Source organism: Kitasatospora sp. NPDC018058 (assembly GCF_044327205.1).
Lineage (GTDB): Bacteria > Actinomycetota > Actinomycetes > Streptomycetales > Streptomycetaceae > Kitasatospora.
The window spans coordinates 20,199-46,313 of sequence record NZ_JBIRFA010000033.1; the positions used below are offsets into that span (position 1 = coordinate 20,199).

At 70.4% G+C, this 26,115-nt stretch carries 25 protein-coding genes and 3 pseudogenes; 11 read left to right on the top strand and 17 right to left on the bottom strand.

Going from position 1 to position 26,115, the window contains the following annotated elements:
- The first annotated feature begins 20 nt into the window (after positions 1 to 20).
- A complete protein-coding gene (locus tag ACH4E7_RS33650) occupies positions 21 to 314 on the top strand; it encodes a hypothetical protein (protein WP_396252943.1) in 294 nt (97 codons plus the stop codon).
- On the opposite strand, the pseudogene ACH4E7_RS33655 reads toward ACH4E7_RS33650, so the two are convergent.
- The 3 genes and pseudogenes from ACH4E7_RS33655 to ACH4E7_RS33665 all read right to left on the bottom strand — a co-directional run.
- A pseudogene (locus ACH4E7_RS33655) lies at positions 298 to 975 on the bottom strand (phosphotransferase); the annotation flags it as partial. The gene ACH4E7_RS33650 and the pseudogene ACH4E7_RS33655 overlap by 17 nt on opposite strands.
- Positions 976 to 1,145: 170 nt before the next feature.
- Entirely contained in the window at positions 1,146 to 1,877 is a 732-nt protein-coding gene (locus tag ACH4E7_RS33660) for a hypothetical protein (protein ID WP_396252944.1), read from the bottom strand.
- A gap of 348 nt (positions 1,878 to 2,225) precedes the next feature.
- Complete coding sequence (locus tag ACH4E7_RS33665) at positions 2,226 to 2,429, bottom strand: hypothetical protein (protein ID WP_396252945.1); 204 nt, start codon at positions 2,427 to 2,429, stop codon at positions 2,226 to 2,228.
- A 381-nt stretch (positions 2,430 to 2,810) separates the two neighbouring features.
- On the opposite strand from ACH4E7_RS33665, the gene ACH4E7_RS33670 reads away from it, so the two are divergent.
- Both ACH4E7_RS33670 and ACH4E7_RS33675 read left to right on the top strand, forming a co-directional pair.
- Positions 2,811 to 2,945: a hypothetical protein gene (locus tag ACH4E7_RS33670; RefSeq protein WP_396252946.1), complete on the top strand. Its 135-nt coding sequence runs from the start codon at positions 2,811 to 2,813 to the stop codon at positions 2,943 to 2,945.
- A gap of 153 nt (positions 2,946 to 3,098) precedes the next feature.
- Positions 3,099 to 3,536, top strand: coding sequence for a helix-turn-helix transcriptional regulator (locus ACH4E7_RS33675; RefSeq protein WP_396252947.1), 438 nt, complete (start codon positions 3,099 to 3,101; stop codon positions 3,534 to 3,536).
- Here ACH4E7_RS33675 and ACH4E7_RS33680 read toward each other — a convergent pair.
- The 4 genes from ACH4E7_RS33680 to ACH4E7_RS33695 form a co-directional block, all read right to left on the bottom strand.
- On the bottom strand, positions 3,487 to 4,047 hold the full coding sequence (locus ACH4E7_RS33680; RefSeq protein WP_396252948.1) for a Uma2 family endonuclease: 561 nt from the start codon (positions 4,045 to 4,047) through the stop codon (positions 3,487 to 3,489). The two genes, ACH4E7_RS33675 and ACH4E7_RS33680, sit on opposite strands and share 50 nt — an antisense overlap.
- 556 nt (positions 4,048 to 4,603) lie before the next feature.
- On the bottom strand, positions 4,604 to 5,050 hold the full coding sequence (locus tag ACH4E7_RS33685) for a DUF4265 domain-containing protein (RefSeq protein ID WP_396252949.1): 447 nt from the start codon (positions 5,048 to 5,050) through the stop codon (positions 4,604 to 4,606).
- A 51-nt stretch (positions 5,051 to 5,101) separates the two neighbouring features.
- Positions 5,102 to 5,638, bottom strand: coding sequence for a DUF2716 domain-containing protein (locus tag ACH4E7_RS33690; protein WP_396252950.1), 537 nt, complete (start codon positions 5,636 to 5,638; stop codon positions 5,102 to 5,104).
- Positions 5,639 to 5,993: 355 nt separating this feature from the next.
- Entirely contained in the window at positions 5,994 to 6,161 is a 168-nt protein-coding gene (locus tag ACH4E7_RS33695; RefSeq protein WP_396252951.1) for a hypothetical protein, read from the bottom strand.
- A 377-nt stretch (positions 6,162 to 6,538) separates the two neighbouring features.
- On the opposite strand from ACH4E7_RS33695, the gene ACH4E7_RS33700 reads away from it, so the two are divergent.
- Positions 6,539 to 6,940: a hypothetical protein gene (locus ACH4E7_RS33700; protein WP_396252952.1), complete on the top strand. Its 402-nt coding sequence runs from the start codon at positions 6,539 to 6,541 to the stop codon at positions 6,938 to 6,940.
- A 492-nt stretch (positions 6,941 to 7,432) separates the two neighbouring features.
- Here the strand turns inward: ACH4E7_RS33700 and ACH4E7_RS33705 are convergent, their stop codons facing one another.
- The 3 genes from ACH4E7_RS33705 to ACH4E7_RS33715 form a co-directional block, all read right to left on the bottom strand.
- Positions 7,433 to 7,717: a SpoIIE family protein phosphatase gene (locus ACH4E7_RS33705; RefSeq protein WP_396252953.1), complete on the bottom strand. Its 285-nt coding sequence runs from the start codon at positions 7,715 to 7,717 to the stop codon at positions 7,433 to 7,435.
- A gap of 171 nt (positions 7,718 to 7,888) precedes the next feature.
- Positions 7,889 to 8,716 carry an LPXTG cell wall anchor domain-containing protein gene (locus ACH4E7_RS33710; RefSeq protein ID WP_396252954.1) on the bottom strand — a complete coding sequence of 276 codons (828 nt, stop codon included), beginning with the start codon at positions 8,714 to 8,716 and terminating at the stop codon, positions 7,889 to 7,891.
- A 55-nt stretch (positions 8,717 to 8,771) separates the two neighbouring features.
- Positions 8,772 to 10,979 carry an MMPL family transporter gene (locus ACH4E7_RS33715; RefSeq protein ID WP_396252955.1) on the bottom strand — a complete coding sequence of 736 codons (2,208 nt, stop codon included), beginning with the start codon at positions 10,977 to 10,979 and terminating at the stop codon, positions 8,772 to 8,774.
- A 130-nt stretch (positions 10,980 to 11,109) separates the two neighbouring features.
- On the opposite strand from ACH4E7_RS33715, the gene ACH4E7_RS33720 reads away from it, so the two are divergent.
- On the top strand, positions 11,110 to 11,724 hold the full coding sequence (locus tag ACH4E7_RS33720) for a TetR/AcrR family transcriptional regulator (RefSeq protein ID WP_396252956.1): 615 nt from the start codon (positions 11,110 to 11,112) through the stop codon (positions 11,722 to 11,724).
- Between the two features lie 258 nt (positions 11,725 to 11,982).
- Here the strand turns inward: ACH4E7_RS33720 and ACH4E7_RS33725 are convergent, their stop codons facing one another.
- Both ACH4E7_RS33725 and ACH4E7_RS33730 read right to left on the bottom strand, forming a co-directional pair.
- Positions 11,983 to 12,132 carry a hypothetical protein gene (locus ACH4E7_RS33725; protein WP_396252957.1) on the bottom strand — a complete coding sequence of 50 codons (150 nt, stop codon included), beginning with the start codon at positions 12,130 to 12,132 and terminating at the stop codon, positions 11,983 to 11,985.
- 66 nt (positions 12,133 to 12,198) lie between these two features.
- Positions 12,199 to 12,642: pseudogene (locus tag ACH4E7_RS33730) on the bottom strand (transposase); the annotation flags it as partial.
- A gap of 239 nt (positions 12,643 to 12,881) precedes the next feature.
- Here ACH4E7_RS33730 and ACH4E7_RS33735 point away from each other — a divergent pair.
- From ACH4E7_RS33735 to ACH4E7_RS33750, 4 genes and pseudogenes are all read left to right on the top strand, one after another.
- A complete protein-coding gene (locus ACH4E7_RS33735) occupies positions 12,882 to 13,346 on the top strand; it encodes a type VII secretion target (RefSeq protein ID WP_396252958.1) in 465 nt (154 codons plus the stop codon).
- Positions 13,347 to 13,361: 15 nt separating this feature from the next.
- On the top strand, positions 13,362 to 15,494 hold the full coding sequence (locus ACH4E7_RS33740) for a hypothetical protein (protein ID WP_396252959.1): 2,133 nt from the start codon (positions 13,362 to 13,364) through the stop codon (positions 15,492 to 15,494).
- 131 nt (positions 15,495 to 15,625) lie between these two features.
- Positions 15,626 to 16,564, top strand: a complete 939-nt coding sequence (locus ACH4E7_RS33745) for a hypothetical protein (RefSeq protein ID WP_396252960.1) — start codon at positions 15,626 to 15,628, stop codon at positions 16,562 to 16,564.
- Between the two features lie 1,043 nt (positions 16,565 to 17,607).
- Positions 17,608 to 17,876 (top strand): annotated as a pseudogene (locus ACH4E7_RS33750) (IS6 family transposase); the annotation flags it as partial.
- Between the two features lie 240 nt (positions 17,877 to 18,116).
- Here ACH4E7_RS33750 and ACH4E7_RS33755 read toward each other — a convergent pair.
- Positions 18,117 to 19,361, bottom strand: a complete 1,245-nt coding sequence (locus ACH4E7_RS33755) for an MFS transporter (protein WP_396252961.1) — start codon at positions 19,359 to 19,361, stop codon at positions 18,117 to 18,119.
- Positions 19,362 to 19,969: 608 nt separating this feature from the next.
- Between ACH4E7_RS33755 and ACH4E7_RS33760 the strand changes: the two genes are divergently transcribed.
- A complete protein-coding gene (locus ACH4E7_RS33760) occupies positions 19,970 to 20,137 on the top strand; it encodes a hypothetical protein (RefSeq protein ID WP_396252962.1) in 168 nt (55 codons plus the stop codon).
- A 355-nt stretch (positions 20,138 to 20,492) separates the two neighbouring features.
- Here the strand turns inward: ACH4E7_RS33760 and ACH4E7_RS33765 are convergent, their stop codons facing one another.
- From ACH4E7_RS33765 to ACH4E7_RS33775, 3 genes are read right to left on the bottom strand one after another with little or no spacing between them, the layout of a single operon-like run.
- Positions 20,493 to 21,569: an alpha/beta hydrolase gene (locus ACH4E7_RS33765; RefSeq protein WP_396252963.1), complete on the bottom strand. Its 1,077-nt coding sequence runs from the start codon at positions 21,567 to 21,569 to the stop codon at positions 20,493 to 20,495.
- A gap of 44 nt (positions 21,570 to 21,613) precedes the next feature.
- Positions 21,614 to 22,672, bottom strand: coding sequence for a DUF1648 domain-containing protein (locus ACH4E7_RS33770; RefSeq protein WP_396252964.1), 1,059 nt, complete (start codon positions 22,670 to 22,672; stop codon positions 21,614 to 21,616).
- Between the two features lie 50 nt (positions 22,673 to 22,722).
- Positions 22,723 to 23,169 (bottom strand): GntR family transcriptional regulator, encoded by a 447-nt coding sequence (locus ACH4E7_RS33775; RefSeq protein ID WP_396252965.1) that lies wholly within the window; start codon positions 23,167 to 23,169, stop codon positions 22,723 to 22,725.
- A gap of 1,701 nt (positions 23,170 to 24,870) precedes the next feature.
- Between ACH4E7_RS33775 and ACH4E7_RS33780 the strand changes: the two genes are divergently transcribed.
- On the top strand, positions 24,871 to 25,182 hold the full coding sequence (locus tag ACH4E7_RS33780; protein ID WP_396252966.1) for a hypothetical protein: 312 nt from the start codon (positions 24,871 to 24,873) through the stop codon (positions 25,180 to 25,182).
- 248 nt (positions 25,183 to 25,430) lie between these two features.
- Here the strand turns inward: ACH4E7_RS33780 and ACH4E7_RS33785 are convergent, their stop codons facing one another.
- Positions 25,431 to 25,892, bottom strand: a complete 462-nt coding sequence (locus tag ACH4E7_RS33785; protein WP_396252967.1) for a hypothetical protein — start codon at positions 25,890 to 25,892, stop codon at positions 25,431 to 25,433.
- Between the last annotated feature and the right edge of the window lie 223 nt (positions 25,893 to 26,115).

Here is a 26,115-nt window from a genome sequence, read left to right on the forward strand (position 1 = left end):
AACGCGACCGTCCCACGCGAATGCCGAAGCGGCTGCATCTGTCGCGCAAGAAGGCCTTGGCGCTGCTGGACACTGTGAAACTGGTCAAGGCGGAGCACTACCAGGAGACAGGCAACTGGGACGTCGTCGCCGCCGACGGCACCGTCATCTGCCACATCAGCCCTAACTACACCAACCTGCGTCGCAACGGCTGGAATGCCTGGCCGCATGGCTCCACGCCCAACCGCCACGACCACTACCCGACCCGGGAGCGCGCCGCGGCGGCTGGCGCCGACTCCTGGCTGCGGATCGTCACCACCAAACCGCGCCGCTGAACCAGCCTGGGTCCCGCCCGTACAGGGCAGCGACGATGCCCGAGAGCGTTCCGTCCGAGACGACGACGTTCGCGGGATGGAGGTCGCCGTGCACCCACACCGGCGGGCCCTCCCACGCGTCGGCCGCAACGGCGTCGTCCCAAACGGCCCGGACGTCAGCAGCGATGTCGCCAGGGACAACGGCCTGGAAGAAGTTCTCGAAGCCGTCCGTGCAGTTCCTGGGATGGGCACCGAAGTCCGTAGAGATCGGCGCCTCGGTGGGCGCCTCCACATGGAGCGCCCGGAGGAAGCCCGCCAGCGTGTCGGCCGCGTGGGCGCCGCGGCTGATCGAGCCGTGGTCCAGTGGCTCGCCGGGAACCCACGTCATCACGGTCCAGTGCTTGGGAAAGCGCTCGGACGGTTCGCCGAACCGCACCGGGAGCGGCACCGGGAGCGGCAAGCGCGGGGCCAGCACCGGTAGCCACCGCCGCTCCTTCAGCTGGAGCTCCGGAGTGGGGTCCATGCGCTGCATGCGCACAGCCAACTCATCCCCAAGACGCCACATTTGGTTGCCCCAACCGCCCGCCACCTCCCGGATGGCCAGCCCTGCAAGGTCTGGATGTTGCTCCTGCAGCAGGTCGCGAACCAGGTCTGCGGTGATCTCGATCTCGGTGTCGGCCATGCGAAGTCACAGTACTGGGCCGACAGGCGGAACGGCTCTCGCTCTCCGGAACACTCGATGTGATTCCTCTGGCATCACCAATCCGGTTACAGAGAGCTGCAGATGAGAGGCTCTGGGACACCCAGCCTCCAAGTTCAGAGAAGCATGCGTCCGGACGCCGGCTCTTCGGCCTACCCCTGTGCTTGTTGTGTGGTGGCCAGCCCGAGAGGAGCGCAGGTCCAGGTGAAGGCCGCGGCGGTTTCCGGGACTTCGAAGATCGCGTCGTAGCTGGAGAACTGGTCGTTGCCGGTCAAGGTGCCGTGGAGGAGCCGGCTGGGCGTGAAGTCGGCGGCCAGCGGCCTGGGGGTTCCCTCGCTCCAGTACGGCGAGAGGTCCCACCCCGGTGCCGCGAGTGCGTCCGGAACGTCGGAGTTGGCCTCCAGGTGGGTGAAGACCAGCGAGGGAGTGCGGACAAGCCCGCAGTGCCACACCCGAGCGGGTTCCGGTCCAGTCCCCCGCAGGGCCCCGGGAGCAGCGAGCCAGGACAGTGCCCCGTGCCCGGCCGGCGCTGGCGTACGCAGATCGACGGTCTGCAGCCGGGGAAGATCGCGGTGCTGTACGACCATCAGCAGTCGGGCCGGGTCAGGCACAGTGCCGAAGCTGCAGGCGATGAAGTGGACGCTGTGGTTCGGGGCGGTCATGGCCCGGGGAAGCGCGAGCACTGCGTGGCGGGTGCCGGGCTCGGTCAGGTAGACGGTCCACGACGGCACGGATTCGGTGTGCGCCGGCGGGCTCGGGTACTCGAAGACGAGAACGGTGAACAGCCCCGCCGGCGTGTCGAGGATGCCCCCGTGGGACAGCCGCTTCCCGGGCTCCTCCAGGAGGGTCTCGGGAGGGCGGATGACTACGGGCCGATCAGTCATCCTGCGACCGTAGAGGACAGGCCGGAGCGGCGTGCGCAGCCGCTCCGGCCGGGCCGGAGCGCACATACCACCGTCGGTCAGGCACCGCGTGCCGCCGCCTCCGCCGACGACCTCGTGAACGACGTCTTCGCGGACCTTGCCGCCAACTGGGACCTGGTACTGCGCACGGACGGCGAACGTCTCGGCCGGTTCCCGACCGGCCGAGACGAGGCAGTCGGCGGGAGCTGTAGTGTCAACACCTCCCGCCGACCAGACGGAACCGGCCCGGGGGCCCGGGCAGAGCCCCGTGGGCAGGGCGATCACTGCGCCGGCCGTCCTGTAACGGGCGTCGGCGGCCTGAGGGGACTTCTACCGGCGGCCGACGATCGCGTTGACGACGGTGTGACGGGAGGACGGATCCTCGATGCCGCCCGGCGTCCTGGCCACCACAGCGTCAGGCGTACAGGGGTCCGAGTAGGGGTTCGGGAGGTCCGACCCGTAGCGGTCCAAGGGGATTCGGGCGACCGCATACCCGGAGCCCTGTCCCTCCGGGACGGCGGAGATCTCACTCACGGTGGCCCCCCTGCCCTGATGGGATGTCGCCAGACCGAAGTACGTGGCTGCGGAGCCGACAGTCTCGCGTAGCGGGCGGCCCGGCACGTAGAGGGGAGTCCGGTGCGAGTCGCCAGGGGGGCCCAGGCTCGTGAAGACGATGCTCGCTGTGGGCTTGGTAGGGTCTGCCTTTCCCGCTGCCACGGCCAGGCCGCGCGCGGTGGCGGCGTCGGTGGCGATGGTTCCCGCCGCCGGGTTCGGTGGAACGTAGGCGGCGATGTTGGTAGCGGTGTCCGGGTTGCCGTAGGCGATGACGGCGCCCGGCGTGGTGTTCTCCTCCAGCGGGTTGTCGACGCAGTTGCGTGATCAATCCGGCGCCCAGGGTAAACGAACAGTGTCGACATGCCCAGGCTCCCCAAGATCCACGTGGGCGGCCGCGGCCAGCGGCGCATAGCGCCGCCGCTCGACCGGACTCCCAGGACGGCGCGCGTCGAGCCGGAGACCACCGCCCCGGACGGCGGCGAGTTGTGCTGCTGACCAGCCCGGTCACCGCCAGGGGTGAACGAACCGCGACCCCGGCGACGCCCTTGCGGTCCGTTCACCCCTGAACGGACCTTCAGCCGACCGCGCCGTGCGCCGATCGTTCAGGGTGAACGCACTTCCCCATACGACTGCGGGTAGGAGACGGGTGTGAGCACCACTCCGTACGGCTTCGACGCGGCGAAGCTGCGGGCCGCCCGCACGGCCGCCGGCGCCTCGGTCGCCCGGATCGCCAAGGCGGTCGGCGTCACGGAGCGAGCGGTGAACCTCTACCTCGCCGGAACGCGCGTACCGAAGCCGGAGCTGCTGCCCCGCCTGGCCAAGGCCGTCAGGGCCGCGCCCAGCCACCCACGCGGCCGCAGTCCGAGTCGGCTCGCAGTTGCCGCCCGCTCCCGGGCCTGGTCGGCAGGGCAGGTGGCGGGCGTTGCGGGGGTGGGGAAGAACGAAGGGGAGCGTCAGGCCTGGCTGGTGGCTCGCCGAGATGCCGACGGCCGGGCTCCTCGTCTGGAGGGCCCGGCCGTCTCTGTTCCGTGTGGGGCTACCGGCGCAGCCTCGCGGGGTCGAGGTCGAGGGGGAACGGGTCGGTGAGCGCGGTGGTCTCGCCGACCTGGACAAGGCGGTCGACGTAGATGCCGCGCTCGAGGTGCCCGAGGTAGAGGCGCGGGGCGGGGTCGAGTTCGAGGCGCCAGTAGTGCGGGATGCCAGCCGCGGCGTACAGGCTGGGCTTCATCTTCTTGTCGGCGACGCGAGTGGAGGGTGACGCGATCTCGATGGCGACGACGATGTCGTGCGCGCTGAGGGTGGTGCCGGCCTCGGCCGCGGCTGCCGAGTCTGCGATGACCAGGTCGGGGATCAGCAGTCCGTCGGGCACGATCACGTTGACGACCTCCAGCGCCTCCAGCGGCACGCCCGCCGTGTCGATGGCGGCGCTCAGGAGCATGGCGAAGCGGAGGCTGGCGCGCTGGTGCGGAACGTCGGGGCTCGGGCTCATCAGCAGTGCTCCCCCGACGAGCTCGATCCGGTTGCGCGGGTCTTCGGGCAGGGCCAGGACGTCCTCGACGGTCCACGGCCCGCTGTGCTCGGTGACTGCAACGCTCACGAGTCCCTTCCTTTCACCCGGCGTCTGCCGTCATTGTCCCCGGCGGGGACCTCGGGCGGTACCGGCCCACGGATTCGTACGGCGGACCGGCCCGGCAGGCCGGTCACGATCGGGGTGTCACGCAGCACCGCTGAGGGTCACCGGCGGCCGTGTCGGGCGCAGCGGGACGGCGTCGGCGCTGGCGACCGGGTGGTGGCGTGCGAGGAGCTCGCGGGCTCCGGGGGCCGGGCCAGGGCCTCCTCGTCCTCGACCGACGGTCGGTGCGCTTCTTCGGGTTCGCGCAGGCGGTTGTAGTGCCGCCACAGGATCTCCTCCCGGCAGCGGCTTCTTCGTCGAGTGCGGCCTGGCGGGCCTGGGCCTGCTCACGCATCTACCGGCGGAGCTACTGGTAGGCGGTGCTGTCGGCGAGCGGCGGCGTGGTCGGCGCGGGGACCGGGTTCGTCGTCGGCCGGACGGGGGTAGCCGGCCCGGTGTCGGGCGGCGGGGCGGGGCGGCCTGGCCGACGCGGATGTCGATGGCTCGGACGGTGTCGGGTCCTACAGCAGACCCAGCCCGTTCAGTCGGCGTTCCCGAACCACCACTCGGCGTTGTCCACGCTCGCGGCCCAGTCGTTCATGACTCGCCCGATGGCGGGAAATCCAACCTCACGGGCGACCGTCCCCACAATGAACCGTCGGTCCGCCGGTGCCTCGGCCAGCCCGTTCAGAGCGGTGAGGCCAGCCGCCAGCCCTGCCAGCTCCTCCGATGAGAAGGGGCCTCCGCGATAGGCCTGGATGCAGACGTTGGCCCCACGCTCGGTCACCTCGAACGTCCCGTCGTCGGCGACCTGCAGCACGTCTCCAGCAGCGCATCCCAGCACCAGGCCAGGGCTGCCGCTCAGCTCGAACGCGTCCGCTCCCAGTGCCCGGGCAGGAAGCACCTCGAAGACCGGGCGCCCAGCGCTATTGCGGCCCGCCCGCAGCCGTATATGGGTGTCAGCACCGACGTTGGGCTCATCCATCATGAGCGTGATCGTGTCACACGGAAGATTCGGAAGTACGTCCGGCATGCGTGCTCACACAGTGGGCAGACCATCGCGGCGGACGACACGATGGAGCACCTGGTGGACGTCCTCGGCGATCGCGTCCAAAAGCTCGGCATCGAAGATGTAGAGAGAGTGTTCCCAGGGATGTCCGAAGGTGCCGCAGCGGAGATCGTCGGCCAGGAAGATGTAGTAGTCGCCATCCGGATAGGGGCTGAGCGGCCAGCCCTCCCGAGAACGCCCTTCGAGAACCCGGGGAAGGAACATGTCGGTCGTCGGAATGTCCGGACGGAGTCGGTAGCAGGTGTGCTGCCAGTCCAGGATCCAGAGCGACTCCCCGGGGTCGCTGCACTTCGCCAGCCCTTCCTGCACCACGTCCACCAAGCGGTCGAGCTTGCAATCTCCCGGGTCGTCGTTCAACGCATCGAGACTCCACGTGATCGACGGTGAGGGCTCTGTGATGCCGGGGAAGACGTGCATGCTGGGCCGGAAGTCGAACCTGGCATCAAAGCGGTCCCAGATGTCGTTGTGGTCAGGGCCGTAGAGCCGCTGCGGGGCTTCGGTGGTCATTTGGCGAACCTATCGCCGCGGGGCCACACCCCGATCCGCGGTTCCAGTGGTTTCCCCTTGAGCCTGGGCCCCTCCGTGACATCGGCGAGGGTGTCCACGTCCGGCTGCTGGCCGGTGGCCGCGAGGATCTCCGCCACGCAGTCCGGCCAGAATCGCCGGAACACCTTGCGCAACGCGACCGGCGGTGCGGCCGCGACGAGCGCATCAGCGCGCCCCGCGCCCCGGTCTGTGGGCGCCAGTCGACACGGTGACCACACGCTGCGACTTCCAGTCACTCAGGCAGGGCCGGCCCGGCGGCTCGCGCCACCGGCTCCGGTCCTGCGAACAGCGGCGCACTAATCAGTAACCGCCCTCGTCACCACCACCGACCGCGTACGTCGCCGAAGTCGCGGAAGTCGCGGAAGTCGCGGAAGTCGCGGAAGTCGTCGAAGTCGCGGAAGTCGTCACGGTCGAAGTGGTCGTCGTGGTCACGACGGAAATCATCATGGTCGCGCCCACCGTGCTGGCCCCATGTCGAGAACATCTTTAGCATTCTCATAGTTCGAGCCCTTCTCTTTCCCTCCTATCCAATGGTACGGACGGGGGAGCCCAGTTGACTCAATTGTTTTCGAGATTTCTCGGATCGAGGGTTTTCAACAACTGTACGGGTTCCCATTAAATCATCCATGCAGGTCGGAAGCTTGCGAGTGCCCCACGGAGGCCTATCGCCGACGCCGCATCTAAACATGTTCAACTTCGATGCGTCAGAAGTTGAACGCATTCTGGATCAAGATGGCCTTCAAACAACAAAACCGGAACTGTGGTCACAGGTCTGCCCGTATTTCCGGCACCCGCAGTTTCCAGCAGTCGGGCCGACGGCCGTCTCGAGTACCAACCCAGGACTGCGACGCGGCCGAGCGCATGCTCGGCGGGCCGCCCGGGGTGGACGACGCGACCGTCGAGGCGTTGGGGACGCTGACGAAGGCGCTGGAGTACACCGAGCGGGCCCGCGGGCACCTGTACGCGGTGCACCACATGACCGGTGGCGCCGACCGGATGCTCGCCGAGGCGGTGCGGATGCTGCGCCTGGCCGGGCACGAGGAGCGGGCCGGCCTGGTCGAGCGGGAGCTCCTGGGCCGGGACGTCGTCCCGGGCATGGGGACCTACCAGCTGATCGAGGCGTACGACCGCACCTACTACCGGGTGTTCACCGCCGTCGAGGAACAGGTCCGCCAGGACCTCGCCCCCGGCCGCCGACACCTAGCCGAAGCCGAGATGCAGCGGGCCGCGCGCTCCCACCGCCGCGGGCACACCGCCCCGTAGACCCGCGTCTTGTGGCCAAGCGTCCGGAAACGAAGCGCACGCCCGGCCGGGCCCCGGGGAAGAAAGGGTGTTCCGCGGGACCCCGACCGATGGGAGGCCGGCAGCACCGAGCCGCGGCGCGGCTGCTCTGCTCGACGGCTCGGTGGTGCTGTGGTGGGGCCGCCGTGGCGGAAATGCCAGACCCGCTGATCAGCAGACGGCTGCAATCTTTCGGCCACGAACATGCCATCCGGCGCCTCGCAACCGGTTGCAGCGCCACCACCGTGCAGCGCTGCAACCAGCCAGCCATTCTGCAGGACGGCCGAACAGGTGCAGGCTCGCAGGGTGCGACGGGGCCTGGCCTGCAACGGGGAGTTCCTGCGGGGCGGAACTCACCAGGGGAGGGCGAAACTCACGGCTTTCCTCTGACAGAGGATCTTGACCGTTTGGCAAGTGATCTTGACTACTGCTCCCCCGCACGGCTGGCAGACGAGCCCGATGCGATGGCCGCGGTTACGGGAGCCGGTCGGGCCGGTCTTTGGTGGGGGTGCGGATGGCGAGGACGGCCATGTCGTCGTGGCCGTCGCTGGAGTGGTGGTCGGCGAGGGTGCGGACGAGGTCGTCCAGGGACTGGTGGGCGTGGGCGGCAGCGAGGTCGGCGAGGGCGACCAAGCGCTCGTCGATGGGGTGGTCGGGGTGTTCGACGAGACCATCGGTGAACATCAGGACAGTGGCGTCGCGGCTGCAGGTGACGGCCATGGGGCGGTCGTCCGCCACCGCCGCCGCGACCTCATTCACCTTCTTTCAATGGCCGACGAGTGGCGCTGCGAGCAGCTGACCGGTGGTCACGTCCATCGGCGGACCGTTCTGTCATGGCTCCCCGTCACCGCGACCCGGCTCCCGGGGTCGGCCCCGGAGCGGGGAGCACCCGACAGCGGTGTCCCCGGCCCGGCCCTCCTCGGCGTGCCGTCAGCGGCGGGCGGCGCGGCGGCGGCCGACGTAGACCGCTGCGGCGCCGGCGGCGAGCAGTGCTGCGGCGCCGACCGTGGTGGCGGTCAGGGCGCCGTCGTCGGATCCAGTCGCGGCCAGCGTCGGTGCGGGCGCGACCGGGGCCTGGGGCGAGTGCGAGGGGGTCGGGGACGGTACCGGGGCGGGGCTGGTGGTGGCCGTCGGCGTCGTCACCCCGGTTGGGACCGGGATCGGGACGACGGGCGGGGTCGGGGCAGCGGTGGCGGAAGTGGGAATGGGCGTCGGGGTGGCGGTCGTGGAGCTGCCGGTGGGCTTGGGCGTGCAGGCCGTTCCGCCGTTCCAAGAGGCGATCATCAGCCCGGAGAACGGCTCGTCCGGGTAGTGCGGCAGCGGGTGGTCGCTGTCGCTGCCGTCGTACTTCTCGCCGACCGCGTAGAGAGCCAACTCGCCGTAGCACTGGGGAAGATGGGCGGTGATGTCGAGCGTGGCCCGGTAGTGGTCACGGGTGAGCGTGACGGTCGCCCAACCGAGGAAGGTCTGGTGGCCGGAGGCGGCCCAGGCCGCTCCCTGCGTCGCGTACGAGCCCAGCGAGACGTGATACTCGCAGCCCGCGGTCGGCTCGCCGGCCAGCCGGACCTCGACGGTGCCGGATTCGGCGGGCATCGTCCCGTCGGCCGTCCAGTGCGTGCCGCCGTCGATGGAGTACTGGACCGGTCCTCGCCCGCAGTCGGTCCCGGCGTGGGCGGCGGGGGCGGCGAGGAGAGGAACTCCGGCGGTGAGGCCGAGTGCCGCGAGTGTGGGCAGGCCGCGGCGGAGTCGTGCGTGCATGAGGATGTGCTCCTGATCGGGTGGTTCTGGAAGGGCGTGGGGGTTCAGGGAGGGTTCACAGGGCCGCGGGTGCGGGGGCGGCAGCGCCCTGCGCTGCGGCCGGGTACTCCGTCTGGCCGTCGCCCTCGATGTCGACGTGGGGCAGCAGGCGGTCGAGCCAGCCGGGCAGCCACCAGTTGCCGTCGCCGAGCAGGACCATGGTGGAAGGGACGAGCAGGCCGCGGACGATGGTCGCGTCGAGTGCGACGGCGCTCGCCAGGCCGATGCCGAACATCTTGACGACGGGGTCGTCGGAGAGCAGGTAGCTGAGGAAGACCGCGACCATGATCAGGGCTGCCGAGCTGATGATCCGTCCGGTGCCGGCGAGTCCCGCTACCACCGCACGGCGGCTGTCGCCGGAGCGCAGGTAGCCCTCGCGCACGGCGCTGAGCAGGAACACCTCGTAGTCCATCGACAGACCGAAGAGCACCGCGAACATCAGCAGCGGCACGTAGCCCGGGATCGGTACGGCACCTTCCAGGCCGATCAGCCGGGCGCCCCAGCCGTGTTGGAAGACCGCGGTGAGCACGCCGTACGCGGCGGCGACCGAAACCAGGTTCATCACGGCGGCCTTCAGCGCGACGATCGGCGAGCGGAAGGCGAGCAGTAGGAGCAGGCCCGCGACGGTCAGGACGAAGCCGACGACGAGCGGCATGCGGTGCGTGATCCGCGCGTTGAGGTCGGCCTGGGCGGCCGGGGTGCCGCCGACGTGCACCGTCTGGCCGGTGCCGGCGGTGGCGGCGGGCAGGACGTCCGAGCGGAGGCGGTGGACGAGTGTGGTGGTGGCGGGGTCGGAGGGGGCGGTGGTGGGGGTGACCTGCCAGCGGACGGTACGGCCGTCGGCCGCGACCGCGGGCGGGCTGACGGCGGCGACGCCCTCTCCTCCGCGCAGCGCGGTGGTCACGGCCGCGAGGCGCGGGTCGCTGGTCCCCGCGCTCGCCTGCGCGGGCGTGGGCAGGACGTCGACGACCTGGAGCACGCCGTTGGAGCCCGGGCCGAACGCGGCCGCCATCCGGTCGTACGCGGTGCGGCTCATGGTGCCCGCGGCCTTGCTGCCGGCGTCGAGTTGGCCGAGGTGGAGACGGGCCGCGGGGGCGGCGAGGGCGCCGAGCAGGGCGAGGCCGGCCAGCAGCAGAGGCCACGGCTTGGCCGCGACCAGCGCGGCGACCCTGCCCCACCCCCGTGGGCGTCCGTCGGCGGCGGGAGCGGCGGGCTGGGGGGTCAGCCGATTCCCCAGCAGGACGAGGAGCGCGGGCAGCAGGGTGAGGTTGATCCCCAGGGCCGTCACCACGGAGATCGCGGGCGCGAGGGCCAGGGCGTAGAGCAGAGGGAGGCCGCCGAGGGCCAGGCCGGCCAGGGCCGCGACGACGGCGCTACCGGCGAAGGCGACGGACTTGCCGGAGCCGGCGGTGGTACGCACGGCCGCCTCCTCGATCCCGACTCCGGCGGCGCGCAGTTCCCGGAAGCGGGTGAGCCCGAAGAGGGTGTAGTCGATGCCGACGCCCAGTCCGATCATGGCGGCGATGGTCTCGCCGGCCTCGGGCACGTCCATCAGGTGGCCGACCAGGCCGAGGACGGGCAGGGCGATGCCGAGGCCGATCACTCCGGCGAGCAGCGGGAGCCCGGCGGCGACGAGGCTGCCGAAGGTGAGAGCGAGGATCACCAGGGCGGCGCCGAGGCCGATGGCCTCGCTGCGGCCGGTGCTGCCCTTGTCGACGGCCGCGGCGAGGTATCCGCCCGGGGTGGCCTCGATGCCGGCGGCGGTGGCCGGTGCCGCCGCGGCCAGGACGGCGTCGGTCATCTCGGGCGTCACCTCCCGCCCGGTGACGTCGAGCTCGACGGAGAGGTAGGCGGTGTGGCCGTCGGCGCTCATGGCCGCGGCGCCGGCCGGGTCGTAGGGCGTGGTGACGGCGACCACGTGGGGCACCGCGGCGATGGCGGTGGCCGCGTTGCGCACAGCCGCCGCGGTGTCGGTGGCGGTGAGCGGGGCAGCGGCGGCGGCGGTGTGCAGCAGGACGGGCTGCTTGCCTGAGGCCGAGCCGGGGAACGCGCTGTCGCCGATGTCCCGGGCGGCCTGGCTGTCGCTGCCGGGGATGGAGACCGCCTCGCTGGTGACGCGGCCGAACAGGCCGACGGCCGTGAGCGCGGCGGTCAGCAGGAGCAACCAGACCGCGGCCACGCGCTTGGGTCTGCGGGCGCACCAGCGCCCCACAGTGGTGAACATCTGAAGCGAACAGCCCTCTCGTACACAGTGGGACAGCGAAGGCCCCAAAAAAACTCATTGCACTCAGCGTGCAACGCGTAGACTTGCACCCGTGGTGCAAGAATGTCAACGAGAGGGCGGAGGAACCCACGTGAAGCGGACCGAAGCCGCCGGACCCGCCACTGACGGACGCACGGAGCGCGGGCGACAGACCCGAGAGAAGATCGCTGACGCGATGCTGTCGCTACTCGACGAGGGCCAGGCCCACTTCCCCGCCGACAAGGTGGCTGAGCGGGCGGGAGTCTCCCGCCGGCTGGTGTTCCACCACTTCGCGGACATGGCCGAACTGGCCGAAGTCGCCGTCAACCGGCGCCTGGAGCAGTTGGCGGCCCAGATCCTGCCCGTCCCCACCGAGGGGCCGCGTGACCTGCGGGTGACGGCCGTCGCAAAGCAGCGCGCCCGCATCCTGGAGGGCGTCACCCCCGCCCGACTCGCGATCATGCGGCTGGAGAACCCGTCCCCCCGGGTCCAGGAAGCCGTCCAGCAGATGCTGGACTTCGCCCGCCTGAGGCTCTCCCAGATCTTCGCCCTGGAACTCGACCCCCTGCCCGAGCCGACTCGGACGGACCTGCTCAACGGCCTGGACGCAGTGACCACGTGGAGCACCTGGCACCACTGGCGCAGCTCCGGACTGAGCGTCGAGGAGGCCCGGCACACCATGGCCACGACCGTGCACGCGCTCCTCACCGCAGCCGACCGGGGGTGAAGGCCGACCGTCCCGACTGAACCCTGACCGCACCGTCCAGTGCGAGGACAGGGCCCGCCCCGCCACCAGGACGCCACCGGCGAATGCGGCACATCGCACCCCTTGAGCCAGGGTGTCGCAGCGACCACTAGAACCGAGTGGGTGTTTAGGGATGGTTTGCAACGAGTGTTTTGATCTGTTTTTATCGCATTCATTACCAAGATGCATGGCCCGAAATGCCTGGAAACTCTGCATTAGCAGGGGCATTTCGCCGCATTGCTAAACCAGACGGAATCCACCGCCGAGAACGAAGGCGAGCAGCGTCTCGTTCACCGCCATCGCGTGCTGCGCGCCCGAGCAGCCCGCACCCCGGGCCGTTCCGCCCATCTCCGAGCGGACCATCCCGAGCACCGAAGCGGGCGCTGTCACGTTGTCGGGGGTGTGGTCGGCTGAGGTTGTGTCAGGGCATCGTAGGGGGCCGACGCTGGCCCTGTCTCAGGACGCGGCGGGCGGGGCGGCGGTGCCGGTGATCTGGTCCCAGATCGCGAAGCGGATGATCATCTCGGCGCGGTGGTCGGGTGCGGTGAGGAGGTGGCGGCGTGGTCGGAAGTGGGGTGAGATGCCGCTGAACGCGGCCAGGAATCGTTGGGCTCCACCGACGGACCGGAAGCCCTTCATGGCGCGTTCTCGTCGCCGGGTGGGCTGGTGGGAGTTCTCCGCCCGGCTGTTCAGTCCTTTGTGGCAGCGGTGTTCGACAGAGGGTACGACCTCGTGGTGGGCCGCGCTGTAGGAGCGGAGCTTGTCGGTGACGATCACCCGGGGCACCGCGCGGGTCGTCTTGAGGAGTTTGCGGAAGAATCGCCTGGCCGCGGTCTTGTCGCGGCGGTTCTGAACGAGGATGTCCAGCACGTTGCCGTCGGCGTCGACGGCCCGCCACAGGCCGATCGGCCAACGTGACAGTGCCCTTCGGGGTTTGACAGTAAAGCTGTAACACTCGCGATGATAGAGAAGCGACCCGCCGGTAACGATACCTCCACGCCCCGTCCCGGCCCGTCTTCCCCACCCTACGTGCAACCGCCGCTGCGGAGGGTGTCAGCATACCGACAGTGGGGCACGACACGGTCAGCGTGTCGCAGAGCAAACTGCCCCCACACAGAGGGAGGGAGAGCTACATACCCATGGGAAAACCCGACTTCACCACCGGCCCGGTCGCCCCGGCAGCGGCATCGACACCCGGCACGCCGCCGAGCACCTCGCCGTACGCCAACCCCGCCAAGAGCGGCGACACAGCGCCCTGGAACGCCGCTCCCCCCGGCATGGCGACCACCCAATTGGACACCCCGCACGAACTCGCCGCCTCGGCCGGGATAGCCCGGCAGATCGCCACCGACCTCAACCAGGCCAACGGCAACAGCGGGCCCCTCACGCTGGGCCTCAGTGACTACGTGAGCGCCGCGTCGGCGGGTACCCGCGGTTTCGCCTTCAGCAGCGCGCTCACCAGCTGCACCGAACGGTGGCTGAAGCAGTGCACAGCCCTGCACGACCGGATCGACGGGATCGCCACCAACCTCGACACCACTCAGCAGACATACACGGCCAACGAGGACAAGAACGCCCAGCTGTTCGGCACCGCAGTTCACTAAGGGGGAACCGGGCACATGGTGTCCTTCAAGCAGTTATACGAAGCCCGTCCGGACGCGGTCACGGAGGCGTCCGAAGCCTGGTCCAGCATCGCCAAGACCCTCACCACCCTGGACGGCCGGGTCCGCAAGGACCTCACCAGCACGGCGCAGCGGGCCGGTTGGAAGGGCGTGGCGGCGGCCAACGCGAACTCGGCATTGGAGGGGGTGGACACCGACTTCAAGCAGGCGTCGGCGGTCGCGACCGCCCTCGCCGCGATCATCAGCACCGCCGCCGAGGAGTTCCGCGCGGCCCACCGCGACCTCCTCACCGCGATCTACGACGCGAAGACCGAGGAGCTGACCGTCACCCCCGATGGCGAGGTCTGCTGGTCCCCGCTGCCCGGCTCGCGGAACGACCCCGACGGGGTCGCGGCCGCCAAGAAGTACAACACCGAGATGCGGGCCAAGGCCGACGCGATCTCCACCCGCCTCGGCAAGGCCGTCGACCGGGCCACCGCCGCCGATCAGACGGCCGCCGCCGCCCTCCAGAGCGACATCGGCACCAGTACCACCTCATTCAACCCGAAGCCGTACGGCGCTGGCCCGATCGCTGACGCCAACCGGGCCAAGGACCTGATGTCCAAGGCCGGCAGCCTCTCCGATGACCAGCTCAAGCAGTTGCAGGCCCTCATGGCCGCCAACGCGGGCAACAAGGACTTCTCCACCACCCTGCTCAACGGCCTCAACTGCGGCGGCAAGACCGGCCCGGACGCGCTGCTGGAGTACTCCAAGATCTACGGCGACCTGGCCCACGGCAATCACAACGCCAAGGGCTACCAGGACGTCTACGGCAACCTGTCGACGGTCCTCGCCACGGCCACCCGCGACGGCGGCATGGGCAAGGACTGGGAGGACGGCCTCCTGAAGGCCGCACGCCGGCCCGGAGACTCGGCGGCCGGCTGGAACGACAACTACCCGGCGCTCACCTCGCTGATGGGCGCGGGCGGGAAGTTCGACAAGTCGTTCCTCCTCAAGGCCGGAAACGACCTGGTCGACTACGAGCGCACCAGCAAGGCCAAGGGCGAAGACCTCTGGGGCCCGAAGTGGAACGGCGGGGCCAACCAGTCGGACCCGATGGGCGGTCTGATGAACGCGTTCAGCCATAACCCCGAGGCGTCGAAGGACTTCTTCGACCCCGGGAAGGGCAAGAATCTGGACTACCTGCTGCACGAGCGGAAGTGGCCCGCCCAGGGAAGCGAGCAGAACGCCGTCGCCGGCTTCACGCCCTCACGTACCGCGTTCGGCTACGCTCTGGAGGCGGCCACGACCGGTCGGGACCCGCACAGCGACCAACCGGTCGTCCGCCCCCACGACAAGGTCATGTCGCAGATCATGGACGAGACGATGAAGTCCTTCGCTGGCACCGGTCAGGGGGACAAGACGTCCCTTCCGGCCGGACTCCGCCGGCCGATGGCCGACATGATCGCCGACTACGCCGCGGACATGCACGAGATCCTCGGCAAGCCGCTGCACGGCCCTTCCGAACCCAGTGGTCTCACCGTCACCCAGGACCAACTCCTGCGTCTCATCCGGGGCTCCGCCGAGGACCCGGCGTCCTTCGCCGTCATCCAGCACGCGGAGACCCAGGAGATCGCCCGTCGCTTGGACGGGCTCGACCGGGACGCCGTGATGCCCGATGCGACAGGCCATGCGAAGCCCCAGCTGGAAGCCCTCATCCACAACTCCGCCGCCACCCTCGGCGCACTCGACGCGGTGTACGCCGACGCCGCCGTCGACCACGCGGACGCCGAGAAGTCGACCGCGGATTGGCAGGCGAAGATGAACTACCACCTGCTCGGCACGCCCGCGAACCTGATTCCGGGAGTGGGTGACGTCGCGCAGCGCTACGTCGACATCGGGACCGCCGCGTACGCGGACGGCGTCAAGTCGAAGATCGACACGGGGCTCAAGGACAATCTGAGCTCCCACTTCTCGGCAGGGCGGCAGCAGTTGGACGCGATGATCAACTACAAGATGGTCATGTCCGGATACGACCGCAAGACCCTGGACCTCGACGGCGGCATCCCCCAGCAGCTGCAGGCGAACGCGGGTACCGCCTACGACGTCGGGATCAACAACACCTATCGCACCGTCTTCGGCAGGTCGTGAGCACCGTGGGAACTGGAAACAAGAGCGGGCCTCCCGACGACAACGCAGGGCCGGCCAGCAAGGTCGGTGCCGCGCTGAATCGGCGCGGGTTCACCACACGGAGGCTGCGGATTCGGCTGGCGGTGGTGCTGTTGGCATTCTCCCTCGTCCCGGTCGGAGCGGTGGGCTTCGTGCTGTACCGGCTGACGAACCTCGGAGGCCCGGACAGCGTCTGCGACGGGGCCGTCACCGCGGACGAGGTGCACGATCTCCTGGGGTCCGGGCGGATCAGCGAGGACAAGGGACGCTACTCGGCGACGAAGGACTTCACCGGGAACAGCTGCTCCGCCACGGTCCGATCCGGCCTGTTCGAGACTTCCGAGAAGGTCGTACAGTTCAACATCGTCCTTAACACCGGCGACGGCCCGGGCACGTTGGCCGCATCGGATGCCCGGCTGTTCTCCGGCGACGCGGCCGGCTCGGTGACCCCTGACGTCGCGTGGGCTGTGCTCCCCGAGGGGTGCCAGAAGGGCGTACGCACCGAGGTGTTCACCAGCGAGAAGGGCCATGACGAGGCCAGGGCTCGCATGGCTGTGGCCTTCGCCAACGGGGTGGCCAAGGCGCGCTCGTGCGCCGACCGAAAGCTGCCGCTACCGAAGAACCTGCCGACGAAGGGGGTCGAGAGACAACCGGACTGGGCCAACCTCTGCGGCCTGCCCGGGTTCGCACCCGCGAAGAACCCCGAGGCGCAGCTGGACGTGTCGCAGCAGGTCACCACCGGGTTCGCCCCTATCTGGTCCTGCACAATCGGCACGAACCCGACGCACGACGGTCGGACGAAGGTCTTCGCGATCACAACCGATCCGCGGACCACCGCCCTGACCCAGAAGGACGGCAAGGACCCGGCCGGGCCCGGGCGGGCTCGGTGGGTCGCCGGCGGGACACTCGTCGTCACCTGCCAGGGAAAGGACGTCTTCTTCAGCCTCAGCGGCGGCTACGAAGGACCTGCTCTGTTCCCCGACAACGACGACCTGGTGCGGAAGTTCCTCGCCGCCGGGGGCAAGGCAATCGGCTGCGAGCCGATTCTCTGATCGCCTCCGTCGAGGGGCCGACTCTGTGACGGCCACTCGACGGACGGATCGAGCGATGGCCGACCTCGATGGCGATCCCCGGAGCGGTCGCCCTGCTGCGCGATTCGCGAAACGGCTGGCGCCAGGCCACCGAATCGAGGTGGTCGCGCTGGCGTGGGCGCTGCTTCCGGGCGAGTGCGGCAGGGGTCTTCGGGTCGCGGTCACGACGTACGACGTGACCGAGCCCAAGGTCGAAACGATGGCCCGGTTCGCCACGGCGGCGGCCAACGGCATTGCGACGCAGCGAGGATGCGGCAAGGTCGTCCTGCCAGCACCGCGCACGCTGTCGACGGCCGGGGCGGAGCACAGAACGGACGGCGCCGCGGCCTGCGGCCTGCCCGGGGTCACGGCGCCCGGCGCGTCCGGCGGGCGCTTCCGGGAACGGGCGATGACCGCGTTCGACCCGGTGTGGGCCTGCTCGATCACCGACGGCGGGGACTTCCCGGTCCGGTTCGCCATCGGGACCGACCCTCGGCTCCGGGCACCGGAGGTCGACGAGGACACCTACGCCGGGTTCGGCCGGTCCCGATGGACGGAATTCAGCGCTTCGTCCAACCGCGAGGCGGTGGTGACGTGCCAGGGCAGGCCCACCTATTTCCGGCTCTCCATGCCCGTCGACGTGGGGCTGTTCCCCAGCCTCGCGGTGTCAAGAAGTCGCCCTGGGAGGTCGGCTCGTCGTGGCCGAGGGGTACCCGCAGATGGTGGTGGGTGCGGTAGAAGCGGCAGGCGGCGCGAGTCCCTGGGCGTGAGTGTGGGCCGGGCCGCCGTCCTGGGTGGATGACCCGCACCAATGTGCCACCGCTCAGCAGCCATGCCGTGATCGGCCCAGAATCGGTGCCTCAGCCAATCCGCAAACCTGCAGCTCACGGCTTCAGCGAAGTTGCATGTTTCTTGAGACTGCACATCATGCTCCCGCTCCACGGCCCCCACAAGCCACAGGCACTGTCACGTTGGCCGATCGGATGGGATGATCTTCAGGTTTGTCGTGTCTGGAGGGGGCGCTCGTGTCGTCCGCGCCGTTGTCGTACAGGGGCCACCGGTACCCGCAGGCGATCATCTCCCACTGCGTGTGGCTGTACTTCCAATTCCCGCTCAGCTTCCGCGAGGTTGAGGAGCTGAGCTGATGCCCGAGCGCGGCGTCATCGTGTCGTACGAAACGATCCGCCGGTGGTGCCTGAAGTTCGGCCAGGCCTACGCCGATGGCCTACGCCGCCGGCGGCCCCGCCCCGGCGACAAGTGGCACCTCGGCGAGGTCTTCGTCAAGATCAACGGAGAGCTGAAGTACCCACACCCCCGACAACGTGACAGCGCCCCCCGCCGACACACCCACTCCGGCCAGCCCGACACCACGCGAACTGGACGTGCCAGTGACGGCCCGCCTGTTGCCGCTCGTCGACGTCCGACAGGGCGGGACGGGCTGCCGCTAACCACGGTTCCACCAGTGGCGAGTCCCGGCGTTTCCCTCCCGAACACTGGGGAGGGGAACGCCGGCCCGTCGTCCTCGCCACCCGACCTATGCCCCGGCCTGGCCCAGACGCCGCAGCGAGGCCGAGGCCAAACCGGTGACTCCGGCCATGCAGCCGAGGACAGCGCACAACACGATCGCACTCCTGGCACCGGCCGCGATCGCGAGCCAGCCCAGCACGTTGTTCGCCACCACCAGCGCCAAGCTCTGCACGAGCGTCAGCAGCGACTGAACCCGGGACACGTGCGTGTCAGGGGCACCGGCCAGAACCAGCGGGCCCATGTGACACGCGAACATGCCCGACCCCGCACCGACGACCACGGCCGCGGCAACGGCTGCGGCAGGGGCTGGAGCCGCCGCGAGTCCAGCCAGTCCCACCGCGGCGAGCGCCAGGCCCAGGCTCGTGCCCATGCCGATCCGGCGCATAGGACCCAGGCGGGCAGCCAGCAGCGCGGCCAGGAGTATTCCGACACCCTGCCCAGCGGCGACCAGACCCGCCGGTCCAGGCCCCCAGCCGTTGGAACGGGCCAGCAGCGGGCTGAGCAGGGCAACCGCCGGCAGCAGCCCCACCGCAGCCGCTGCCGTCAACAACAACGCGGTTCGAAGGACGGGATCCTTCGCCGCGAGCTTCACCCCGTCGGCGATCCCCGCAAGCAGGCTCTCCGCGCGAGAGGACCGCTCCGCCTCGGCCCCCGGCCGCACCCACACCATGACGGCCAGGACGGCAGCGAAGCTGCCCGCGTCGACCAGGGCCGTCCCGCTCAGGCCCGCCACCGCCACCAGCACCGCCCCCAACGGGGCCCCGAGCAGGGAGGCCACCTGGCCGCCGGCCTGCCGCAGAGCCATCGCCCGGGGAAGTTGTTCCTTGCTCACCAGGCGGCGCGGCATGGATCCCGTCGCGGGGAGATAGAACGCATCGACGGTCCCGACCACAGCGGCGAACCCGAGCAGCATCCATGGCGGAGTCCCCCAGATCCGGGCCGCCACGGCCAGTGCGAGTACAGCCGCCAGCATCACCACATCGCCGGCGATCATCACGCGGCGAGCGCCGAAGCGGTCACCTACTGCCCCGCCCAGCAACAGGAGCACGGTCCGCGGCAACGTGATCGCAGTCAGCACCAGCGCGGCCATCTGACCGCCGTGAGCACTGGCCGCCCATCCGAGCGCGAAGTAGAGGGCCGCGTCACCGACCAGAGAGGCCCGGGTCCCCGCGAGCCAGCACAGATACGACCGGGGAAGAGCTGTCTGCGAGGGAGCGGAGACAACGGATTCCGTGGTGCCAAGTGATGCCATGACCGCTGACCATAGGACCCTCAAGTTGGTCGAGGGCTAGTGACGGACCAGCAGCAACCGCCAGGCGACGCTCACCTCTCCGCCCTCTCGAAGACTACGGGTGCAAGGGACGAAGGACTGTGGTGATCCAACGTCGCAGACATGTAGTCTATGAATCGCCGCAGTTCAGAGCCGATATCCGAGCTCGCGCGGTCGGTAAAATCGACGAGATCCACCGCCTCAACCATGCTTGAGGTCAAGACGATACTTTCACGTCGAAGGCGTACTCGTGGAAAGGACCTGGCTCAGCCTCCATGCCGAGGCCGTGCCGTGCCAGGCGTCGCGGCTTCGACCGTGATCCGCCGGACAGGCCCTAAGAAGCGATCCGCAAACCCGTCACCGGGCTTGGGATCTGCACGAGTGTTCGCGGGTTCCCGATTCGGGTGATCTCGGCGTCGTCGCCGCATGAAGACACGCGACCGCCTGGGCGACAGGCCCGTCCGCGCCTGCGTCGCCGCGGCCGTGCGAGAGCACCTGGCCGCCTGGCTCCGCGCCAACCCGGCGCAGGCGACGGCCGTCCTCACCCGGATCATGATGACCACTCACCACGGACAGACGTCGTCTCGGGCATGTGGACCTACCAGCTGATCGAGGCGTACGACTGCACCTACTACCGGGTGTTCACCGCCGTCGAGGAACAGGTCCGCCAAGACCTCGCCGCCCGCCGCCGACACCTGGCCGAGGCCGAGACGCAGCGGGCCGCACGCTCCCGCCGCCGCGGGCACACCGCCCCGTAGACCCGCGCCTTGTGGCCGAGCGTCCGGGAACGGAGCGCAAGCCCGGCCGGGTCCCGGGGAAGAGGGGGTGTTCCGCGGGGCCCGGCCGGTGGGAGGCCGGCAGCACCGAGCCGCGGCGCTGCTGCTCTGCTCGACGCCGGCCGAGGTGCGGCAACCGCGTCCGTGGTGACGTGTGGTCAAGGTCGCTGGTCGGCCTGCTCGCGGGTGGGGAATCCGTAACGGAGGCTCGTCATAGGCCGGACGGCCCGGCCGGCCCGCGGGGTGACCTCATGTGGGTAGCGGCCCCGCTGGCCCGAGACAGCCGAACTGCCAGGACCAGCGGGGTCTGTCGTGCACCGGTCGGAGAGCGGGCCGGCTATTCGGCCGACTTCCAGGGGCGAACGAAGTCGTGCAGCGCCGTCACGGCGGCTGGGGCGAGCATCCGGTCGTTCACCGGTGTGCCGGCCGGGTGCAGGAAGTGGTCCAGGCCGTCCAGGGTACGCAGGCCCGGGCCGGTGGCGTGTGTGTGGGCGAGTGCGGCGAGCAGTGGCGGCGTGGTCGCGCAGGGCACGTTGGTGTCGGCGGTGCCGCAGGTGACGGTGACGCGGGTGCCGGGGTGGATCGCCCGGGCGGCGTCCGGCGGGTAGACGGCGTCGTCGCTGCGGACGAACCGGGCGTTGTTCGGGCCGAACAGGGCGTTCAACAGCGCGGCGAGCGGTGGCAGCAGGGCGCTGGTGTCGGTGGGGCGTCCGGCTCGGAAGTCCGCGACGGCGGCGGCCAGGGTCGCCTTGTTCGCCCGGGCCACCTCCTCGGTGATCTGCCCGGCCGCCACGGCCTGGTCGAGCTGGCCGCCGAGTTGGGCGGACAGGAGGTCCAGCAGGCGCTCGTCCTGCGGGGCCAGCAGCGCGAGTCCCGCCGGCGCGGGCCGGACCGTACGGGCGACGAGCAGGGCCTGCAGTCCGCCCTCGCTGTGGCCGACCACCAGCATCGCGTACCGGTCGGCCTCCGGCTGCTCGCGCAGGGTCGCATAGGCCGCGGCGGCCTGGCGGGTGAAGGCGGCAAGGTCCAGCCGGCCGGGGTCGCCCTGGTAGGCGCCGGGGCCGGTGCGGCCGGTGAAGTACTTGTCGAAGCGCAGTGTCATCACGCCGTCGGCGCCGAGGGTGTCGGCTATCAGCGCCAGGGTCCCCGGGGTGAGCTGGGGCGGCTCGTCGCCGTTGCGGTCCGTCGGGCCGCTGCCGGGCAGCAGTAGGGCGGCGGCAAGGTGGTGGCCGGCCCGGTGCGCGGGCACGTGCAGAGTGCCGTAGGCGGTGGTGCCGTCCACCGTGAACTGCACCGCGCGGTCTGCGGCGGGGACGAACACGGCCGGTGCAGCCGCGTTCGCGGCGGGCGCGCCCAGTCCCGTCATGGTGACCGCGGCCAGTGTGACGGCGGTCGCTAAGGTGCTCCAACGCATCTGTTTCTCCTGTGAGTTGGGGTGTGAGTTCGAGCTCCGGGAGCTCAGCGGCCGATCAGCTGCAGGACCGTGATGAAGACGGCCAGCCCCACGAGCAGCAGCAGGCATCGCGGATTGCCGAAGTTGACGGTCCAGCCGATACCGAACCGCTTGGTGACGAAGAGGGAGGGGTCCTGCCGGTTGACGTAGAACAGCCCGCTGGCGCGCCAGTAGCGGTCATCGTCCGGGGCCACCACCCGCGGGTCCGCCGGCTCTCCCGCCGCGCCGTCCGGTTCACTCGTCGCCAGGCGGCGCCCGCCCTGCCCGGTGCGCAGCGCGATCGCGACGACGACGAGCAGGCCGGCCATGATCAGCGCAAGCACGGGGACAGGGGAGAACGAAAGGTCGCCGTGCCAGGTCTGCCAGGCCGTGGCCAGCATGCCCAGGTTGACGCAGGCCCCCAGCAGCATGACCGAGCCCGCGGTCCGGACGACGAATCGCCGGTGCCGCGCAGCGCTGGCCGCTGGCCGCGCCGGGTCGAGCTCGGCCCGGGAGTGGAGGACCAGCCAGGTCACCAGCAAGAGCAGCCCCGTGAGCGCGAGTTGGATGAAGACCGGTGCGAAGGCGGTGCCGATCGACTTGTCCGCCAGCCGGTCGGCCTCCCCGTGGGCGGCGTAGTGCATCGGCAGCCGGTCCGGCATTGACGGGTACTCCGCCGCGGCGAGCCCTGTGGAGAACACCGGGACGAGTAGCGCGGGCACGGCCCACCGCCAGGGATAGCGCACCGGATCGGTCCGCAGCGAGGTGTCCACGGCGACCACCTGGCGCAGGCCGCCGTACCAGTCCTCGCCGCGCTTGACCGTCAGGATCGCGCGACGGGCGCGCAGGTACCCGACCGTGGACACCGCCGCGATCACCGTCGACGCTCCTGCGAACAGCGGTGTGCTCGGGAACGCGAGGCAACATACGAGCTCGGCCGCGAGCACCGCCCCGCCGACGCCGCCCACCCACCAGCGGTACGCGCGCCGCTGCTCGGCGACTACGGGGGCGTTGGCGTGTGCGGGCGGGGTCCGCACCCCGAAGGGCAGCGTCGGCCCGGTGAGGGTGGGCATCAGCCATGCCATCAGCAGTATGACGAATGGTATGACCACTTGAACGACAGCTGTTCCGGGCATCATGCCGGCTCTCCTAGGCCTCTGTGTAACACGCCGAGCTCTCCATCGGACGGCTCGCCGAGACGGGCTCCGAAGGAGCCGACGACCCGTCCGCACATCGTCAACACGGCCGCTGCGTCCATCCCTTGCGCCGCCGCCTCGGCGAGCAGCGTCCGTAGCCGGGCCGACCACTCGTCGGCGAAGCCGGGAGGCGGCGGTCCGGAGTGCGGGTCCCGCTGCACCACGGCGCCGCTCTTGCGGTTCAGCCGTAGCAGTCCTTCCTGGCGCAGCAGGTCGTAGGCCTTGTTGACGGTGTGGAAGTTGATGCCGAGGTCGCCGGCCAGCTGTCGGGTCGATGGCAGGGCGCTTCCCTCCACCAACTCGCCCACCGCGATGGCCGCCACGACCTGGTCCCGGATCTGCTGGTAGATCGGGACGGCGCTGCTCAGGTCGATGCTCAGGATCACGCGCGACTCCCTGGGGTATATCTGCTCTATTACTTATAGAACAGACCATCAGGTGCCTGCAAGGAAGGGAACGCCAGTGTGGCGTCAAGACGGCCGTGACTGCCGCGGCCGAGCGCGGGGGCGCAGCCATGCGGAGAGGTTGTCAAGACTTGCGGATCCGCCCCACCCGGCTTCTACGGTGACCGGGATGTTCGCCGAGGAAAGGTGGCTGGGATGATGGCCGATGCGGCTGGTACGGCACCCCGCTGACGATCAGCGCCCGCATGCCGGCCCCGGCGGGACTGAGCAAGCGATTCAAGACTGAGCAAGCGATTCAAGGCCGCCAGCGTCCCCGTCCGCTCCCTGTGCGAGGACTGGACCCAGGCGCCGCTGCCGCAACGGTGTGGGAGCAGCTCGGGCAGCTGGAGGCCCTGGGGGTTGGCTGGTAGACGGTTGGCGCCGGGGCCGTTGTCCGGGGCGTGCGCTACGCTTCGGCGGCCCCGAGAAGGCACTGGAGGCCGTCACCCCACGGGGTGGCGACCTCCAGCCTCTGGTCCGAAGGCTTGCCGGTGCCGGCAACCGACCGGGGGCACGTCGGCGTGGTACTGGATGGCTGTTGTGACGGTGTGCGAGGTCGACGGGGCGCTGGGACCATCGGGGGGTAGCCATGTCAGCGGACACGGTCATCGGCTTGGTCGGCATCGGGATCCTGACGGCCGTAGCCGTGGCGGTCGTCGCGGTGTGGCGCACGGGCTCGCCGCTGCCCCCGCGCACCGAACTCCCGCCACTTCGGCCCAACTGCACGGATTGCGGCCACCCCGCCTACTCGCACAGCGAACGCTATGGCTGCTCGGTCGCCGAGGGCAGCGGCGACATCTACGACAGCAGCGGCGACTGGATCGGCTTCCGGACCGAGCACCGTTGCGGATGCCGCGAGTACCGCGCCGTGCCCTGGCCGGACTGCACGACCTGCGGCCACCGCTCCGACGAACACGACATCTACTTGAGGTGCCGGCACGGCAGAACCCAAGGCTCCCGTCACGATGGTGCCTGCTCCTGCTCCCATTACCGCGCCGTACCCAGGCCGAAGCGGCCGGGCTACCTGGAGCGGCGGCGCGCGAGGGTCCGGCGCTGCCGCGTTCCCGCCGACTGGCGCGCCGACGGAGCGTTGTGTGTCAGGTGCGGGATATGGGAGGGCCGGTGCCGGTACGACCGTCCGTGACCTCCCCGACCCCGGCGGCCCGACCGAGCGTAGCGTGACGGCCGCCCGGCGGCGGACGTCGCCGAGCGGCAGGTGGTTCTGGTCGTCGGGCTCGTCCTCGTCCTGGGCGTGGTCGGGGCGGTTGGGGTGCCGGGCGAAGGCGGCGTGCAGGGTCGCGCCGGCCTGCCATGCCGCCGCGTGCACGATGGGCTCCGGCACGGCGGGGCCAGGGCGGGCGCCGAGGACGATCCGGCCCTCGACCAGGGCCGCCCAGCCATCCAGGCCGTCGACCTCCTTCTCCGTCCAGCCGCAGGCCAGGCCAGCGCCGTGGTACAAGGTGCGGATGCCGTCATGCCGGGTCCTGCGCAGCCACATCGAGCCGCGCACCAGCGGGGAGTCGAGGATCCGGCCCAGGTCCCCGGTCGGCGGGCGCGGGGCGGCTGCTGTACAGAGCCAGCTCCCCGGGCCCGGCGGTGAGGCGCAGCCGGGCGCGGGATTGGGTCACACGTGCGATTGCCGCCGTGGGTAAGCAGAAGAGGTACGAGTATCCGGACCGCTTGGTCGAGGCGCAGCGGGCGTTGGTGGCTGGGCGGGCCGAGCGGCGCGCCTACCTGGTCGCACTCGGGTGCTGGAGCGGTGACGCGGAGGCTGCCCGGCGGGGGCTGGGCGAGGAGCAGCTGGCCGCATCGGCCCGCCTGGAGGAGGCCGAGCGGCGGGCCTGCCACGTGGTGTGGGCCGGCGAGTACTGGGCCGATCTGTCCGGTGAGGACCGGGTCGTCGCCCACAGCCGGCTCAAGCGCGTCGACGAGCCGGTCGGCAGCAGGGCCGAGTGACGGGCGTCGGTGGCGGCGAGTACTGCGCGATCTACGTTCGGGAAGGTGGCCGGCAGACGGTGACCGACCTCGTGGCCTCGGCCATGGACGCCGTGCCGAGCAGGCACTCGGTCGCGCGAGGGGGTCTCGACTTCGAGGTGCGGCCCAACCCCGACCGAGACCGCGTTCAAGTACACGCTGTGGCACCAGCTCGCCGTCGTACGCACCCACCTCGCGTTCCTCGCCGACGCCCGTACGCGGGGCGACGCCTACGGGCCGTTCAACCTGATCCCGGAGATCACCCACCGCTTCACCGAGGGCCGCGAGGGCACGCTGCGCTCGGAGGCGTGGGTGGGGTCGTAGGTGTTGAGGTCGGCGACGACGTTGGTGGTGGTGGTGGTGGCGCACTGGCCGGCGTGTTCCAGGGCCAGGCCGCCGCCGTTGGTGAGGGCGTGGTACTGGTTGTCGGCCACGATGGTGGGGCCGTAGTCGATGGTGTGGTTGGCCAGGTAGCTGAGCGCGGCTCCGCTGGTGGCCAGCGGGGGCACGGCGGCGGCCCGGTTGGCCCAGTAGGCGGCGAAGGTGAAGGGGGTGGTGGTGGTCAGCAGGCTGATGGTGCTGTTCCAGCCGCCGTCCACGTTGTTCCACAGGTCGAGCAGCGAGCCGTCCACGTTGCCCTGCACCTGGTCACCGGTGTTCCAGCCGCTGGTGTATCGCCGATCCCCGGCCATCACAGCTCGCCGTCGGGGCGCGGGGCCGTGGCGCCGGTTGCGAGGAGAGAGCGACGCGTCTGGCCCGTCGTCTACACGATTGCGCGGATGAGACCGCAGTTCACGGCGCGGAGTCCGAAAGCAGTGGACCCCGGCCCGGGCCGTGGGTGCGGGTGCGGGCCTTGGCCGCGGGGCTGGCCCTGACCGCCGGGTTGGCCCTGCCGGTGCCGGCCCGGACCGAGCG